General features: G+C 65.3%; 15 protein-coding genes. 6 read left to right on the forward strand and 9 right to left on the reverse strand.

Translation table 11 applies throughout. The annotated features are described in order from the left end of the window. The first annotated feature begins 230 nt into the window (after positions 1 to 230). From xth to AAA989_RS06010, 3 genes are read left to right on the forward strand one after another with little or no spacing between them, the layout of a single operon-like run. Positions 231 to 1,019: an exodeoxyribonuclease III gene (xth, locus tag AAA989_RS06000; protein WP_338241822.1), complete on the forward strand. Its 789-nt coding sequence runs from the start codon at positions 231 to 233 to the stop codon at positions 1,017 to 1,019. A gap of 32 nt (positions 1,020 to 1,051) precedes the next feature. After that, positions 1,052 to 2,089 carry a GTP cyclohydrolase II gene (gene ribA, locus AAA989_RS06005; RefSeq protein ID WP_338241823.1) on the forward strand — a complete coding sequence of 346 codons (1,038 nt, stop codon included), beginning with the start codon at positions 1,052 to 1,054 and terminating at the stop codon, positions 2,087 to 2,089. Next, positions 2,086 to 2,583, forward strand: a complete 498-nt coding sequence (locus tag AAA989_RS06010) for a GNAT family N-acetyltransferase (protein WP_338241824.1) — start codon at positions 2,086 to 2,088, stop codon at positions 2,581 to 2,583. Before ribA ends, AAA989_RS06010 begins: the two co-directional genes overlap by 4 nt. On the opposite strand, the gene asd is transcribed toward AAA989_RS06010, so the two are convergent. From asd to recQ, 5 genes are read right to left on the reverse strand one after another with little or no spacing between them, the layout of a single operon-like run. After that, positions 2,562 to 3,428, reverse strand: coding sequence for an archaetidylserine decarboxylase (gene asd / locus AAA989_RS06015; RefSeq protein WP_338241825.1), 867 nt, complete (start codon positions 3,426 to 3,428; stop codon positions 2,562 to 2,564). The two genes, AAA989_RS06010 and asd, sit on opposite strands and share 22 nt — an antisense overlap. Beyond that, a complete protein-coding gene (locus tag AAA989_RS06020) occupies positions 3,428 to 3,691 on the reverse strand; it encodes a DksA/TraR family C4-type zinc finger protein (RefSeq protein WP_338241826.1) in 264 nt (87 codons plus the stop codon). The genes asd and AAA989_RS06020 overlap by 1 nt, the downstream gene beginning before the upstream one ends. 52 nt (positions 3,692 to 3,743) lie before the next feature. Continuing rightward, positions 3,744 to 4,733: a right-handed parallel beta-helix repeat-containing protein gene (locus tag AAA989_RS06025; RefSeq protein WP_338241827.1), complete on the reverse strand. Its 990-nt coding sequence runs from the start codon at positions 4,731 to 4,733 to the stop codon at positions 3,744 to 3,746. Between the two features lie 51 nt (positions 4,734 to 4,784). After that, entirely contained in the window at positions 4,785 to 5,795 is a 1,011-nt protein-coding gene (locus AAA989_RS06030) for an LLM class flavin-dependent oxidoreductase (protein ID WP_338241828.1), read from the reverse strand. 44 nt (positions 5,796 to 5,839) lie between these two features. Beyond that, positions 5,840 to 7,624, reverse strand: coding sequence for a DNA helicase RecQ (recQ, locus tag AAA989_RS06035; RefSeq protein ID WP_338241830.1), 1,785 nt, complete (start codon positions 7,622 to 7,624; stop codon positions 5,840 to 5,842). Positions 7,625 to 7,711: 87 nt separating this feature from the next. On the opposite strand from recQ, the gene AAA989_RS06040 reads away from it, so the two are divergent. The 3 genes from AAA989_RS06040 (at position 7,712) to phhA (ending at position 9,284) form a co-directional block, all read left to right on the forward strand. Continuing rightward, complete coding sequence (locus AAA989_RS06040) at positions 7,712 to 8,059, forward strand: hypothetical protein (protein WP_338241831.1); 348 nt, start codon at positions 7,712 to 7,714, stop codon at positions 8,057 to 8,059. Then, a complete protein-coding gene (locus AAA989_RS06045; RefSeq protein ID WP_338241833.1) occupies positions 8,056 to 8,304 on the forward strand; it encodes a hypothetical protein in 249 nt (82 codons plus the stop codon). Before AAA989_RS06040 ends, AAA989_RS06045 begins: the two co-directional genes overlap by 4 nt. Before the next feature lie 89 nt (positions 8,305 to 8,393). Then, the gene (gene phhA, locus AAA989_RS06050) at positions 8,394 to 9,284 is read left to right on the forward strand and encodes a phenylalanine 4-monooxygenase (protein ID WP_434781438.1); all 891 of its coding nucleotides are present in this window, start codon (positions 8,394 to 8,396) and stop codon (positions 9,282 to 9,284) included. An 80-nt stretch (positions 9,285 to 9,364) separates the two neighbouring features. Here the strand turns inward: phhA and AAA989_RS06055 are convergent, their stop codons facing one another. The 4 genes from AAA989_RS06055 to AAA989_RS06070 form a co-directional block, all read right to left on the reverse strand. Continuing rightward, positions 9,365 to 9,616, reverse strand: coding sequence for a hypothetical protein (locus AAA989_RS06055; protein WP_338241835.1), 252 nt, complete (start codon positions 9,614 to 9,616; stop codon positions 9,365 to 9,367). An 81-nt stretch (positions 9,617 to 9,697) separates the two neighbouring features. After that, the gene (locus AAA989_RS06060) at positions 9,698 to 9,967 is read right to left on the reverse strand and encodes a GlsB/YeaQ/YmgE family stress response membrane protein (protein ID WP_338241836.1); all 270 of its coding nucleotides are present in this window, start codon (positions 9,965 to 9,967) and stop codon (positions 9,698 to 9,700) included. Positions 9,968 to 10,101: 134 nt separating this feature from the next. Further along, a complete protein-coding gene (locus AAA989_RS06065; RefSeq protein ID WP_338241838.1) occupies positions 10,102 to 10,947 on the reverse strand; it encodes an undecaprenyl-diphosphate phosphatase in 846 nt (281 codons plus the stop codon). A gap of 112 nt (positions 10,948 to 11,059) precedes the next feature. Next, entirely contained in the window at positions 11,060 to 13,183 is a 2,124-nt protein-coding gene (locus tag AAA989_RS06070; RefSeq protein ID WP_338241839.1) for a M13 family metallopeptidase, read from the reverse strand. Positions 13,184 to 13,295 lie beyond the last annotated feature (112 nt).

The following is a 13,295-nucleotide window of genomic DNA, read 5'->3' on the forward strand; positions in this document are numbered from 1 at the left end:
TTGTATATTTACGACAAATTACAACCGTCATTCATTGCCGCGACAGGCAGTAGGCCCTACTTGTAAGGGCATAGAGACGCGGTGAGGCGGGTTTCCCCCCTGTTGCCCTGATCCTCATTAAAGCCGCGTTTCTTGCGAAGCGTGACGAACGCTCGAAAAACGAACCCCCGTCGCATTATGCCCCCGCGACGGGGGTTTTTTTATCTGCGCGCCGCGCCTAGTCATCGCGCATGGTCACGATCACCACCTGGAACATCAATTCCGTCCGCCTGCGCATGCCGACTGTCGAGCGTTTCCTTGCCGAGCATTCGCCCGACGTGCTGTGCCTGCAGGAGATCAAGTGCCAGGAACAGCAGTTCCCTTACAAGGCCTTCGCAGATCTGGGATACGAGCACATCGTCGTGCACGGGCAGAAGGGCTACCACGGCGTCGCCACCGTCAGCCGCATTCCCATGCAGGAGTTCTCCCGCCACGACTGGCAGGACAACGGCGAAGCACGCCACGTGGGGGCAGAATTTCCTTCGCTGGACGGACTGGTGCTGGAAAACGTCTACATCCCGGCGGGCGGCGATATTCCCGATCGCGAGAAGAACCTCAAATTCGGGCAGAAACTCGATTTCCTCGAACGCATGACGCGGTGGGCGGAAAAGATTGACCGCCCCACGCTGCTGGTTGGCGACTTCAACGTGGCTCCGCTGGAATGCGACGTCTACGATCACAAGGCGCTGCTGAAGGTCGTCAGCCACACCCCGATAGAGGTGGAGACGCTGGGCACCCTGCAGGGCGCGCACGAATGGGTCGATCTTGGCCGCAAGCACATCCCCGCGCCGCAGCGCAACTATTCGTGGTGGTCCTATCGGACCTACTGGCAGGGCAAGGATCGGGGCCGACGGCTGGACCACATGTGGGCCTCGCCTGATCTGGCAGCGCAAAGCCGCGCGCATACGATCGCCGAGCATACCCGCGACTGGGAAAAGCCCAGCGACCACGTGCCGCTGACGACGGAGTTCGACCTCTGAGCGAGTGGCCGTCACCCTCGCCCGAGCGGCGCGTGGCGCAGGCGGTGGACGCGTTGCGCCACGGCTGGCCCATCAGGGTTGGGGACGCGCCCGTGCTGCTGCCGGTGGAAACCGCTCCGGATCGCGCGGCAAGGTCCGATCACATGCTGATTTCTGCCGCGCGGGCCGAGACGCTGAAACTCGCGAACCAGCGGCCCGCCGCCGACGGCCATTCGCCGGTGCTGATGCGGGCGGCGGAGACCATGGATATCGCCGCCGCGCTCCCGATTGCCGATCCCGCGCTCGATCCGGTGAATCCGCTCAAGGGGCCTTTCCTGGCCGAGCCGATGGAATGGATGACGGCGGCGCGCACGGCCATGGAACTGGCGCGCATCGCGGGAATCCTGCCCGCCTTCCTGGTCGGTCCCGATCCGGCGGGCGAGCCCGTGCCGCTCAATTCGGTGGACCTTGCCGCCTGGGCCCGGCCCGCCAACCTTGCGATCGCCACGCGAGCGCACCTGCCCATAGCGGCGGAGGAGACGGCAGAGATCGTGGCCTTCCGCTCCGCCAACGACATGCGCGAACACGTCGCCCTGGTGCTGGGCGAGCGCAGCCTGGATCGCCCGCCGCTGGTGCGGCTGCATTCCGAATGCCTGACCGGCGACATCTTCGGCAGCCTGAAGTGCGATTGCGGCCCGCAGCTGGACGGCGCGCTGGCGGCCATGTCGGCAGAGGCGGCGAAAGGCGGCTGGGGCGTGCTGCTCTACATGCGGCAGGAAGGGCGCGGCATCGGCCTTGTCAACAAGCTGCGCGCCTACCGCCTGCAGGACCAAGGCTTCGACACGCTGGAAGCCAACCGGCGGCTCGGCCTGCCGGAGGAAGCCCGCGACTTCCCGCTGGCCGCGCGCATGCTGGACCTGCTGGGCATCGGCACGGTGAGGCTGATGACCAACAACCTCGAGAAGGTGGTCGCGCTGGAAGACGCGGGCGTGAGAGTGACCGAGCGCGTGCCGCACCAGCTTCCCGCCAACCCGCACAACACCCGCTACCTCGCCACCAAGCGCGACCGGGCGGGGCACCTGCTGGAATGACCTGGACCATTCGCGAGGAACGCGCGGGCGACGAAGCGGCGATCCACGCGCTGACAGAGCGGGCGTTCGACGGCCAACCCTATGCCGATGGCGACGAGGCCGACGTGATCGACCGCCTTCGCGCCGCTGGTGATCTGAAACTCTCGCTGGTGGCGGTGGAAGACGGCCACATCATCGGGCAGGCGACCTATTCCACCGCGCGGTTATCCAATGGTGACGACGGCTGGATGGTAATCGGACCGATTGCCGTGCAGCCCTCCCGTCAGGGCGAGGGTATTGGCCGCGCGCTGATCGAAGCCGGCGAAGCGGCGCTGAAGGCACGCGGCGTCAGGGGCATTACCGTCCTCGGCGACCCGGCACTCTATTCGCGCTTCGGTTTCAGGCAGCACACGCCCCTCCGCCAGGAAGGCGAACTGGGCGAATACCTGCAGGTGAAAAGCTTCGGCGCAACCATTCCCGACGCAACGATCGGTTACGCGCCCGCCTTCGGCTGATCATCGGTCCAGCGCCCCAGCGCCTGGCCCATGCGCACAGAATCGCCAGCCTTTAATTGCTCCAGCCATTCGACGCGTCCCGGCTCGAACAGCAAAACGACCGTGGAGCCGAGGAAGAAGCGCCCCATCTCGTCCCCCGCCGCGAACCTGTGTTCCCCGGCGTCGAACGCGTGGTGCACCGGCGCGGGATTGTGCGCCTCGACACGGCCCTGCCAGACCGTCTCGACCCCGGCGACGATCATCGCCCCCACCATCACGCTGGCAAAGGCGCCATGTGGACCGTCGAACAGGCAGGCCAGCCGCTCGTTGCGAGCGAAGAGCCCGTCGACGTTTTCCGCCGTCACCTGGTTCACCGAGAACAGGTCGCCCGGAATGTAATGCGTGGCGCGCAAGGTCCCGGCGGCGGGCATGTGCACGCGGTGATAGTCCTTCGGGCTGAGATAGATGGTGGCGAAGGTGCCGCCCTTGAATCGCGCCGCTGCCTCGGCATCGCCGCCCAACAGCTGCGTCGCAGTGAATTCCCGGCCCTTTGCCTGGAAGATCCTGTCGTCGCTGATGCGTCCGATCTGGCTGATCGCGCCATCGGCCGGGGACAGCACGTGTTCCCCGGCATCGGCCAGCGGGCGCGCGCCGGGTTTCAGTTCGCGGGTGAAGAAGTCGTTGAAGCTGGCATAGGCCTCCACCGGGCGGGCGGCCTCGCTCATGTCGACATCGTAGGCCGCGATGAAACGGCGGATCAGGCGGTCTTTCAGCCAGACCGCCTCGCTACCCGCGAACTTGCCAGCGAAACGCGATACCGCATGGTGCGGCAGCGCATGCTGCAACCAGATAAAGGGGCTGGCCATCAGCGCAGCTGGCTGTCCTTCGATCCGCGACGATTCATGCTGGAGTGGCGCACGGCGCTGTCCTTGCCCGACTGGCAAGCCACGCAGGTGCGCACGCCCGGCACGGCCTCGCGCCGCTTTTCGGGAATGTCCTCTCCGCACACGTCGCAGTATTCGGCGCTCTCGCCCTTTGGCAGGCGCGAGCGGGCGGCGGCGACTGCGTCGCTTACCGTATCGTCGATCTGGTCCTGCACCGCGCCATCGCGCGACCATCCGCCTGCCATGGATAATCTCCTGCTTTCAGGACCAATGGCATAGCAGGCGGGGATGTTCCCGTCAGCGTATGACTTCGTAGGGGGTCAGCCGGCGATCGAGCGCGTTTTCGCCCACGCCGCCAAGGTCGCCCGACCAGTCGGCCACGAAGATGGAATTGCGATCCACTCCGGTGGCGAACCGCGCATCGTTTTCGACGATGGAAAGCTGCGAGGAATCGCGCTGGCGGCCTTCGGCGGCCACGGCGATGAACGCGGCGTAGTTTTCCTTGTCCTGCCCCTGCACGAACCAGTTGTTGCTGATCTGGCCGCTGGCTCCGCCGGGCAGGTCGATCATGTAGTTCGTGCCGCGCCCGGCGCTGTCGTCGAAGCTGGACGCGGCGATATCCACGCGGATCGCGCGGGCCTTCACGTAGTGGCCGCCGCGGCCTTCCTCGAACCGGCTGCGAGTGATGCGCACCAGTCCGTATTCGCCGGTGTAGATCGAATGGGCGCAGCCGCCCGACCCTTCGCAGGTGCCCAGCCGCGTGAAGGTGGACCGGTCGATGACCAGCTGAGCGGCGGGATCGTTGTGCGTCAGGATGCCCTGCTGGCTGTCGCGGAACCAGCTTTCGGCCACGGTCAGGTCGCCCTGCTCCAGCCGGATTCCCGATCCGTTGTAGTCGGGCACGCGCATGTTCTGGAACACGAGGCCAGAAACCTCCGCACCCCGGCCGCGAAGCACCAATGCGGCCTTGCCTTCACAGGTCACGCCGTCGAACACGGCGGAGCCCGCCTGGCTGGCGAGGAAAGCGACATGCCCTGCGGTCTGCACGGCGCACTGCTCGTAACGGCCCGGAGCGATGGCGATGGTGCCGCGGCTATCGCCAATGGCGTCCACCGCGTCCTGCAACCGCTCGAAACCGCGGCCGGTCTCCACCACGGTGAAGGGAGCAGGCCGGGCCTGCGCCAGCAAGGCTGCCATGGGGATTGCCGCGACGGCAATCGCCGCGACAAGCCCGACCAGCCCCGGCGGAAGGCGGCGCGAATGCTGCGATACATCCTGCTTCGTCATGCCCGCGGATATAGAGGAAATCGGTTAACGCGCCGCCAAGCATTGCCGCGATCAGGCGAAGGCCGGCATGACTTCGCGCGCGAACAGCTGCGCGGAATGCCGGGCCGCCTCCAGCGGCATGTCGCCGAATGCCAGCTGGGCGACGAAGTAGGTGTAACCGGCCGTCTCCGCCTCGGCGACGATGAAATCGCGCACCCGCGCGGGCGATCCCGCACAGGCGGCGCCACTTTCCGTCAGGGCATCCCAGTCGGCGGGAAAGGATTTGACGAAGGGATTGTCCGCCCCGCGCGCTTCCCACAGGTGGACGAAGCTGGCTCGCCACCGGGCAAAGGCAGGGCGTGCTATCGCCAGGGCTTCCTCGTCCGTGTCGGCGAGGACGATATGCCGTCCCACCCCCACCAGCGGCATGGCCTCCGGATCACCGCCGCTCTCGGCGTATTCGCGCCGGTAGTCCTCGATCATGGCGCGCATTCTCTCGCCCGCCAGTAAGGTGACCATGTTCAGCCGCTGGCGCGCGCAGCGACTGGCCGAGGCGGGCGAGTTCGTGCCGTACCACAGCGGGGGATGCGGCTTCTGAACGCAGGTCTGCGTCATGGGCACGTCGTCGAAGCGGAAGAACGCGCCCGAATGCGACAGGCGTTCGCTCGTCAGCCCCTTCACAAGGATCGCGAAGGTTTCCTCCGCCAGCGCTTGCTGGTGATCCATGTCGATGCCGTAGAAACCCATCTCGATCGGAGAGATGCCGCGGCCATAGCCAAGTTCCAGCCGCCCGTTCGACAGCGCATCCAGCGTCGCCACTTCCTCGATCAGGCGCAGCGGGTGATAGAGCGGCAACAGGTAGACCAGCGGGCCGAAACGCAGGTTTCGCGTGCGCTGCGCCAGCGCGGCCAGGAATACGCTGGGGCTGGGGGAATGGCCCAGGGGCGTTCCGTGGTGTTCGGCCACGTGATAGGCATGAAAGCCCAGGCCGTCGTAGGTTTCCGCCAGTTGCAGCCGCGCTTCCAGGTGCTCTGCCAGCGGCAGGCCACTGTCGTCGACATGATCGAAAATGCCGAATTTCATCCGCGTTCCCCTCGCCCCTTACCCTAGCGGCGAGGGTTGCCGGGTCAATTCTCGCTGATGGCTTTCAGAAAGGCCTCGCCGTACGCCTCGAGCTTCTTCGCTCCGACACCGGGAACCTGAGCCATCGCCTGAAGGCTGGCAGGGCGCTGCGCAGCCATGGCCCGCAGCGCCGCGTCGTGGAAGACGACGTAGGGCGGCACGCCGGCCTCCGCCGCCAGGTCGCGGCGCAGGGCGCGCAGCGCATCGAACAGCGGATCGCCCACCGGATTGGGCGTGGTTGAAGATCGTCCGCGGCGGCCGCGCTTCATTTCTGGAGGACGGGTCATCACCAGCGGCACGTCGCCTTTCAGGATATCGGGCGCGTCGCCCGCCAGAGCCAGGCCGCCGTGTTCCGTCTGCACCAGGCTGCCGCGCACCTGCAACGCCCTCGAGACCGGCTGCAACAGCCGCGCATCCTCGCCCTCCACGATGCCGAAGACCGACAGGTTGTCGTGCCCCTTGGCCTGCACGCGTTCGTCCGCCGTGCCCGTCAGCACCTTCTGCACGTGGCCGAAGCCGAAGCTCTGCCCGGTGCGGTAGACCGCCGACAGTAGCTTGCGCGCCAGTTCGGTCACTTCGATCACCTCGGGCGGGTCGAGGCAATTGTCGCAGTTACCGCAGGTCTCGGGCGGATCCTCGCCGAAATGCCGCAGCAGCACGGCGCGGCGGCATCCCGCCGTTTCCACAAGTCCGCCCAGTGCATCGAGACGCTGGCGTTCGCCCTGCTGGCGGCCCTCGCCCACTTCGGAAAGGCGCGAGCGGGCCTGCGCGAAATCGCCCGCGCCCCACAGCATCAGCGCGATCGCCGGATCCCCGTCGCGCCCTGCGCGGCCGGTTTCCTGGTAATAGGCCTCTATCGACTTGGGCACCCCGGCGTGGGCGACGAAGCGCACGTCGGGCTTGTCGATCCCCATGCCAAAGGCGATCGTGGCCACCATCACCATGTCTTCCGAGGCGACGAAGGCGGCCTGATTCGCGCGTCGCTGCTCTGCCGGAAGACCCGCGTGATAGGCCAGCACCTCGCGCCCGGTGGCATCCTTCAGCTGCTCCGCCAGTTGCTCCACCTTGCGGCGGGTGGGGGCATAGACGATGCCCGGCCCCGGCTGCTGCGCGCACAGTTCCGCCAGTTGCCGGGACAGCGAATCGCGCGGGCGGATGGCATAGCGGATATTGGGCCGGTCGAACCCGGCCACGATCAGTCCGTCCTCGGGAATGCCGAGCTGCGTCAGCACGTCGGCGCGGGTGTGGGCGTCGGCGGTCGCCGTCAGCGCCAGCCGGGGCACATCGGGAAAGGCATCCATCAGCGGGCGAAGCTGGCGATAGTCCGGGCGGAAATCGTGGCCCCATTCGGAAACGCAGTGCGCCTCGTCCACGGCGAACAGCGCCAGTTTCGTCGATCCCAGGAGATCGCGGAAGGTGCCCTGGCTGGCACGTTCCGGCGCGACATAGAGCAGGTCCAGCTCGCCGCCGCGAAAGGCATCCAGCGTTTCGCGCCAGTCTTCGTCGGCGCTGGTCAGCGTGGCGGCACGGATGCCGTTGGCGCGTGCCGCCCGCAGCTGGTCGTGCATCAGCGCGATAAGAGGAGAGATCACCACGCAGGTGCCATCCAGCATGGTCGAGGGCAGCTGGTAGGTCAGCGACTTGCCCGCGCCCGTCGGCATGACCGCCAGAGTGGACCGGCCCGCCAGCACGCGCGTGACCACGTCCGCCTGCCGCCCGCGAAAGTCGGGAAAGCCGAACAGGCGGCGCAGTTCGTCGCGAGCGTGATCGAGAGAGGGAGAAGCGACCATGTGCTGTTCCTGTGACAGGTCGCACGGCGCGCGCCTACCGCCGCAAACGGCATTTCCACGCGCGGCTCGCTCGTTTATGGCCATTTTGTGATCAACCACAAGGAAAGGGCCATTCGCGCCATGAAGAAGTTCGCCATTATTGCCACCGCCACCGCCGCCCTGGCTCTGTCCGCCTGCGGGGAATCGACCGACGCGTCCGAGGATGCCGTGGCCGATACCGTGGAAGTGCCTGCCGACGATGCCATGGAAGGACTGCCCGATCCGGTCGCCGATGCCGACGCCATGAGCGCGGACGAGGCCGCCGAAATCGACGCCGAGATGGATCAGAACGAGGAAGTGGCCGAGGAAGCCGGCGACGCCGCGCAGCAGACGGTGGACGATGCCATCGCCGCCGCCGAGGCCGCGCAGGACGAGATGGCAGACGCCGCCGAGTGACGACCACCGCCGAAAGCGGCTATCTGGGCCGGGCCTTCGCGGGCCTGGCCCTTATTGCTGCGGCAACCGCCTGCGACAGCGGCGATACGGGCCGTGGCCCGGGTGCCCCGACACAGGGGGAGGAGGCGGCTCTCGAAGACGCTGCCGAGATGCTGGAAGCTCGCGAACCCGTTGAAACGGAACCGGAAGCCGATCCGGATGGCGCGGACGCCGAACAGGTCGCGCCGACTCGCACAGGCTCCTGAGGTGTGGTAACATCTGAAACATGACAGATATTGCCGAAAAGCCCCCCGAAACCGGCACGCAAGGCCAGGACTTCAGCAAGCTGCCCGAAGTGGCGGACGAGGTCTTCACCGCTCCCCTCAAGCGTCCTTCCCACGTGGGAGAGGACTGGCTCGAGCCTCGTCAGACGCAGTATACGTCCGAGGACGATGCCATCTGGGACGACCTGTTTGCCCGGCAGATGGGCGTGCTTCCGGGTCGTGCCTGTTCGGCCATGCTCGAAGGGCTGGAGAAGCTCGACCTCGGCAGGGGCGGCGTGCCCGATTTCGGAGAACTGTCGGAAGAGCTCGGCAAGCTGACGGGGTGGAGCGTGGTGCCCGTGCCGATGCTGATACCCGATCACGTTTTCTTCTGGCACCTCGCCAATCGTCGCTTCCCGGCCGGCAATTTCATCCGCACGCGCGAGACGTTCGATTACATCCAGGAACCCGACGTGTTCCACGATGTGTTCGGCCACGTGCCGCTGCTGACCGATCCCACGTTCGCGGACTACATGCAGGAATACGGCCGCGCCGGCTGGAAAGCCATGCGCTACAACAAGCTGAAGGCGCTGGGCGCGCTCTACTGGTACACCGTGGAATTCGGCCTGATGCTGGAGAACAACGAGCCGCGCATCTACGGCGCGGGCATTCTCTCCGGGCCGACGGAGGCGATTTTCGCGCTGGAGGGGGAAAGCCCGAACCGGATCATGCTGAACGTCGACCGGGTGATGCGCACCGATTACGTGATCGACGACCTGCAGCCCACCTACTTCGTCATCGAGAGCTTCGAAGACCTGTATCGCCAGACGGTGGAGCGCGATTTCGACCGGCTCTATCGCAACCTTGGCGCAAGCTTCACCTACGCGAATTCGGCGGTGATCGATGTCGACAACGTGCTGAACCGGGGAACCCAGGAATATTTCCTGCGGGGCGGCCGCGGGAGCAACGCGAAACCCGTCTGAGCTACGACCGGACCCAATGAGAAAGGCCGGCTCTCCCTTCGGAGGCCGGCCTTCCTGTTTCGCCTTAGCGAAGAGCCTTCTTAGTTGACGGCTTCTTCCATGCCTTCGGTGTATTCGTCGGTATCGCCTTCGGCGGCATCTTCCATGTTGTCGGCTTCAGCTTCCATCGCATCAGCTTCCTCGTCGGTGATCATGCCGGCGTCTTCCATGTCGTCGGCCTGCTCTTCCATGGCTTCCGCTTGCTCTTCGGCTGCTTCTTCCTGGGGGCTGTCGCATGCGGCGACGCCAAGGCCCAGCACTGCAGCGGATGCAAAAGCTACAATCTTCTTCATTGAGAACTTCCCTTGCTTTTGATGGAGCGATCCGGTTGGTCGGCCCTTCGTTCTGATGGCCCACATTAAAAACAAACTCGCCTACAACACTTCCTTCTGACGCAGGATATTCGCCACCAGAAGCGTTGCCAGCGAGCCGGCCATGGAGAACAACAGCGCATCCACCGTATAGGTTCCCGCTGCAAGATCGCCCATCGAGAGCGCAGGCCCGACGAGAAGGCCTGCAAGCAGGGCTCCGCCAATCCCGGCGATGACATTCACCTTGAGGCTTTGCGGGGATTCGGCGCGCAGGATGAACGCAGCCAGCCATCCCAGGATGGCTCCTACCACGATCAGGAAAACTAGACCCACGTAACAAATCCTTCTTCTGCCTTCACCCTATCAACGGCAAGGTGCCGGATCGGGTTCCAGCAGTCGGCGCCGGTTGTCCGGATCCTGCTGATCATGTGGCCGAAAAAGAAGAATTCTACTGGGTTAACGCCAGATCAGAACATCCACAGAAGCAGCACGCCCATGGCAATGCGATAGAGCACGAAGACGAGCATCGACGCCTTCTTCAGGAAGTTCATCAGGAAGGCCATGGTGGCGAAGGCCGCGACGAAGGTGAGACCGCCGGTAATCAGCGCTTCTATCACCATGTCGCTGCCCGCTTCCATCAGATCCGGCACGATCAGCACGCCCGCCCCGGCCACTGCGGGGATAGACAGCAGGAACGAAAAGCGCGCCGCTTCCACCCGGCCGAAGCCGAGTACGCGTGCCGCCGTCATGGTGACGCCCGAGCGGCTGGTGCCGGGTATCAGCGCCAGCGCCTGCGCCAGGCCCACCAGCAGGCCATCGCGCCAGGTCATGTTCTCGTAGGTGCGGTCCTCGCGGCCGAAATAGTCGGCAAGGCCAAGAAGGATACCGTAGAAGATCAGGTTGAAGGCAATGAGATCGGTTAAGCGCAGGGAGGCAAGCAGGTCGCCGTCCTCGATCTTTAGGCCGAACAGCGCCACGGCCACCCCGTTGAGCGCGCCGGTCTTGATCGCGAGGCCCGCCACGACGGCCGGAATCGTGCCCAGCACGATCCACCAGAACAGGCGCTTCTGCTCCGGCGCGTGGCCGATGCCGACGGTGGCGAAACCGCCGCGCGCCAGGCCCCAGGCGTCCTTGAAGAAGTAGACGATGATCGCCAGCAGCGAGCCGATGTGCACCGCGATGTCGAGCATCGGCCCCTGGTCGCGGAAATCGAGGAAGACCGGCACGAGGATCAGGTGCCCGGAGGACGAGATCGGCAAAAATTCGGTGATCCCCTGCACGATGGCGAGGATCAGCATCTGAAGGAAAGTCATGCTCTGGCGGAAGTCCCTGGCTTGATAGCTTTGGCTCCCCCGCCTCCAACCAAAACGGGGGCGAAGTCAAGCCTCGCCCCCGTTCGGGTGTTCGTTTTTTGCCGCTGGCCGATTACCAGATCGAAATCCGCTCCTCCGGCGGCAGGTATAGCGCGTCGTCCGCGCCGACATCGAAGGCGTCATACCAGGCATCGATGTGGCGTACCGCGTTGTTAAGGCGGAATTCGCCCGGCGGGTGGTTGGCCGTCATCACGCGGTTGCGCAGGCTTTCCTCACGCTCCATTCCGCGCCATACCTGCGCGAAGCCGAGGAAGAAGCGCTGGTCGCCGGTCAGGCCGTCGATCACCGGAGCTTCCTGCCCGTCCAGCGACAGGCGGTAGGCGCGGTAGGCCATCTGCAGGCCGACCACGTCGCCCAGCGTTTCGCCCATCGACTGGCCGCCGCGCAGGCAGACCGGGCCCTCGGAGCTGTCGACCGGGCAGTAGGCCTCGATATATTCGGCCATGCGCGCGGTGAACTGCTCGAAGCCCTCGCGGTCTTCCTCCTGCCACCAGTTGCGCAGCGTGCCGGTGGCATCGAACTGCGATCCCTGGTCGTCGTAGCCGTGACCGATCTCGTGCCCGATCACCGCGCCGATGGCGCCGTAGTTCACGGCCGGGTCCGCTTCCGCGTTGAAGAACGGCGGCTGCAGGATTGCGGCGGGGAACACGATGCGGTTGGTCAGCGGGGAGTAGTAGGCATTCACCGTCTGCGGCAGCATGCCCCATTCGCTGGGGTCCACCTTGGTGCCGAGCCGCTCCAGGTTGTCCTGGATGCTCCAGCGGGTGGCGCTGATGCGGTTGGCCAGCGGGTCGTCGGCAGTGATCTCGAGGCCGTCGTAGGTCTCGAACTCGTCCGGATAGCCGATCATCGGCACGAAGCCTTCCAGCTTGGTGCGCGCTTCGGCAATGGTCTCGGGGGTCATCCACTCGTTTTCGTCGAGGGCCATGGCCATGGCGCGCTGCAGGTTGGCGACCAGCGCGTCCATGCGCTGCTTGCTCTCGGGCGGGAAATACCGCTCGACATAGAGTGCGCCCAGCTGTTCGCCCAGCGCGCCTTCCACGGCCGCGATGGAGCGCTTCCAGCGTTCCCGCTGCTCCTCCTGGCCATTGATGGTGCGGCCAAAGAATTCGAAGTTGGCTTCATCCAACTCGCTGGAGAGGACCGATGCGTTGTTCGAAAAGAACTGCGCGGCCATGAAGGCCTTCAGCGTGGCCAGCGGCGTCTCGGTGAGAAGCTCCATCATCGCCGGCAGGCCGCCACCGATCATGCCAAGCTGTTCCTCGGTCAGGCCCAGCGCCTCGACCTCTTCCTCGGTAGGAGGAAGCTGCGCCACCAGGAAACGCGGCTGGTCGGCGAACTGACCGGATTCCAGCACCGTGTTGATGGGAAAGTCGCCTGCCATTGCGGTAAGCTCTGCGGGCGTCAGCTCGTTGTAGGTGAGCTGGGGCAGGCGGAACATCTGCCGTGCCCATTCCAGCTGGGCCACCTTGCGCTCGAACGAATAGACCGCCTCCGCAGCGCCGCGCGCATCGGCATAGCCGGCCTTGTCCAGCAGGAAGGTCAGATAGTCCTTGTAGGCAGCGCGGATTTCCAGGTTGCTCTCGGAATCGACGAGATAATAGTCGCGATCCGGCAGGCCCATGCCGTCGAAGCCGATGGAGACGACATATTCAGTCGGGTTACGGGCATCCACGCCGACGCCTGCGGCGACAAGGCCGGGATAGCCGGCCTGCTGGAACAGCCCGACCAGTTCCGTTAGGTCGCTCGCCCCGTAGATGTCCTGCAGGAACGGCTGTGCCGGGGCGAGGCCCGTCGCGTCGATCGCCTCGACATCGTTATAGGCATTGAAGGCATCGACGATGCGCCGCGCCGTGGTGCCGGGGGCCGGATCGGAGGCAACCAGGTCGCGCACCAGCACTTCCACGTCGCTGATCGAATCCTCGCGCAGCATGTCGAACGCGCCATAGCGGTTGCGGTCAGCCGGAATTTCGTTGGCGGCGACCCACTTGCCGTTGGTGTAGGCGTTGAAGTTGTCACCCGGGTCCACCGACTGATCGAGCTGGGTGAGGTCGACACCCCAGGTGCCGAATTCCATCGTGGGCGCCTCGGTGGCGGTATCGTCCTGCGCCATGGCAGGGGCGGCGACGGCCAGACCGATAACGGAGGCCGACGTGACAAGCAGTTTGCGAATCATTGAAGTATGCGATCCCTTCAAAGGCGGTGATGTAAGAAAATGGGCGACCGCTATCGAGACAACCTCAAGACGGTTTCTGTCGTTACCAAATCGATGTAGGGCTGATTCTTCT

It is taken from the genome of Aurantiacibacter hainanensis (assembly GCF_036321025.1).
Taxonomy (GTDB): Bacteria; Pseudomonadota; Alphaproteobacteria; order Sphingomonadales; family Sphingomonadaceae; genus Alteraurantiacibacter; species Alteraurantiacibacter hainanensis.

Bases quoted from the DNA above. Each gene is read 5' to 3' on its own strand.
- recQ (WP_338241830.1), bottom strand. From the start codon at position 7,624: ATGGTCGCTTCTCCCTCTCTCGATCACGCTCGCGACGAACTGCGCCGC.
- AAA989_RS06065 (WP_338241838.1), bottom strand. From the start codon at position 10,947: ATGACTTTCCTTCAGATGCTGATCCTCGCCATCGTGCAGGGGATCACC.
- AAA989_RS06010 (WP_338241824.1), top strand. From the start codon at position 2,086: ATGACCTGGACCATTCGCGAGGAACGCGCGGGCGACGAAGCGGCGATC.
- AAA989_RS06070 (WP_338241839.1), bottom strand. From the start codon at position 13,183: ATGATTCGCAAACTGCTTGTCACGTCGGCCTCCGTTATCGGTCTGGCC.
- asd (WP_338241825.1), bottom strand. From the start codon at position 3,428: ATGGCCAGCCCCTTTATCTGGTTGCAGCATGCGCTGCCGCACCATGCG.
- AAA989_RS06055 (WP_338241835.1), bottom strand. From the start codon at position 9,616: ATGAAGAAGATTGTAGCTTTTGCATCCGCTGCAGTGCTGGGCCTTGGC.
- xth (WP_338241822.1), top strand. From the start codon at position 231: ATGGTCACGATCACCACCTGGAACATCAATTCCGTCCGCCTGCGCATG.
- AAA989_RS06030 (WP_338241828.1), bottom strand. From the start codon at position 5,795: ATGAAATTCGGCATTTTCGATCATGTCGACGACAGTGGCCTGCCGCTG.
- AAA989_RS06020 (WP_338241826.1), bottom strand. From the start codon at position 3,691: ATGGCAGGCGGATGGTCGCGCGATGGCGCGGTGCAGGACCAGATCGAC.
- AAA989_RS06025 (WP_338241827.1), bottom strand. From the start codon at position 4,733: ATGACGAAGCAGGATGTATCGCAGCATTCGCGCCGCCTTCCGCCGGGG.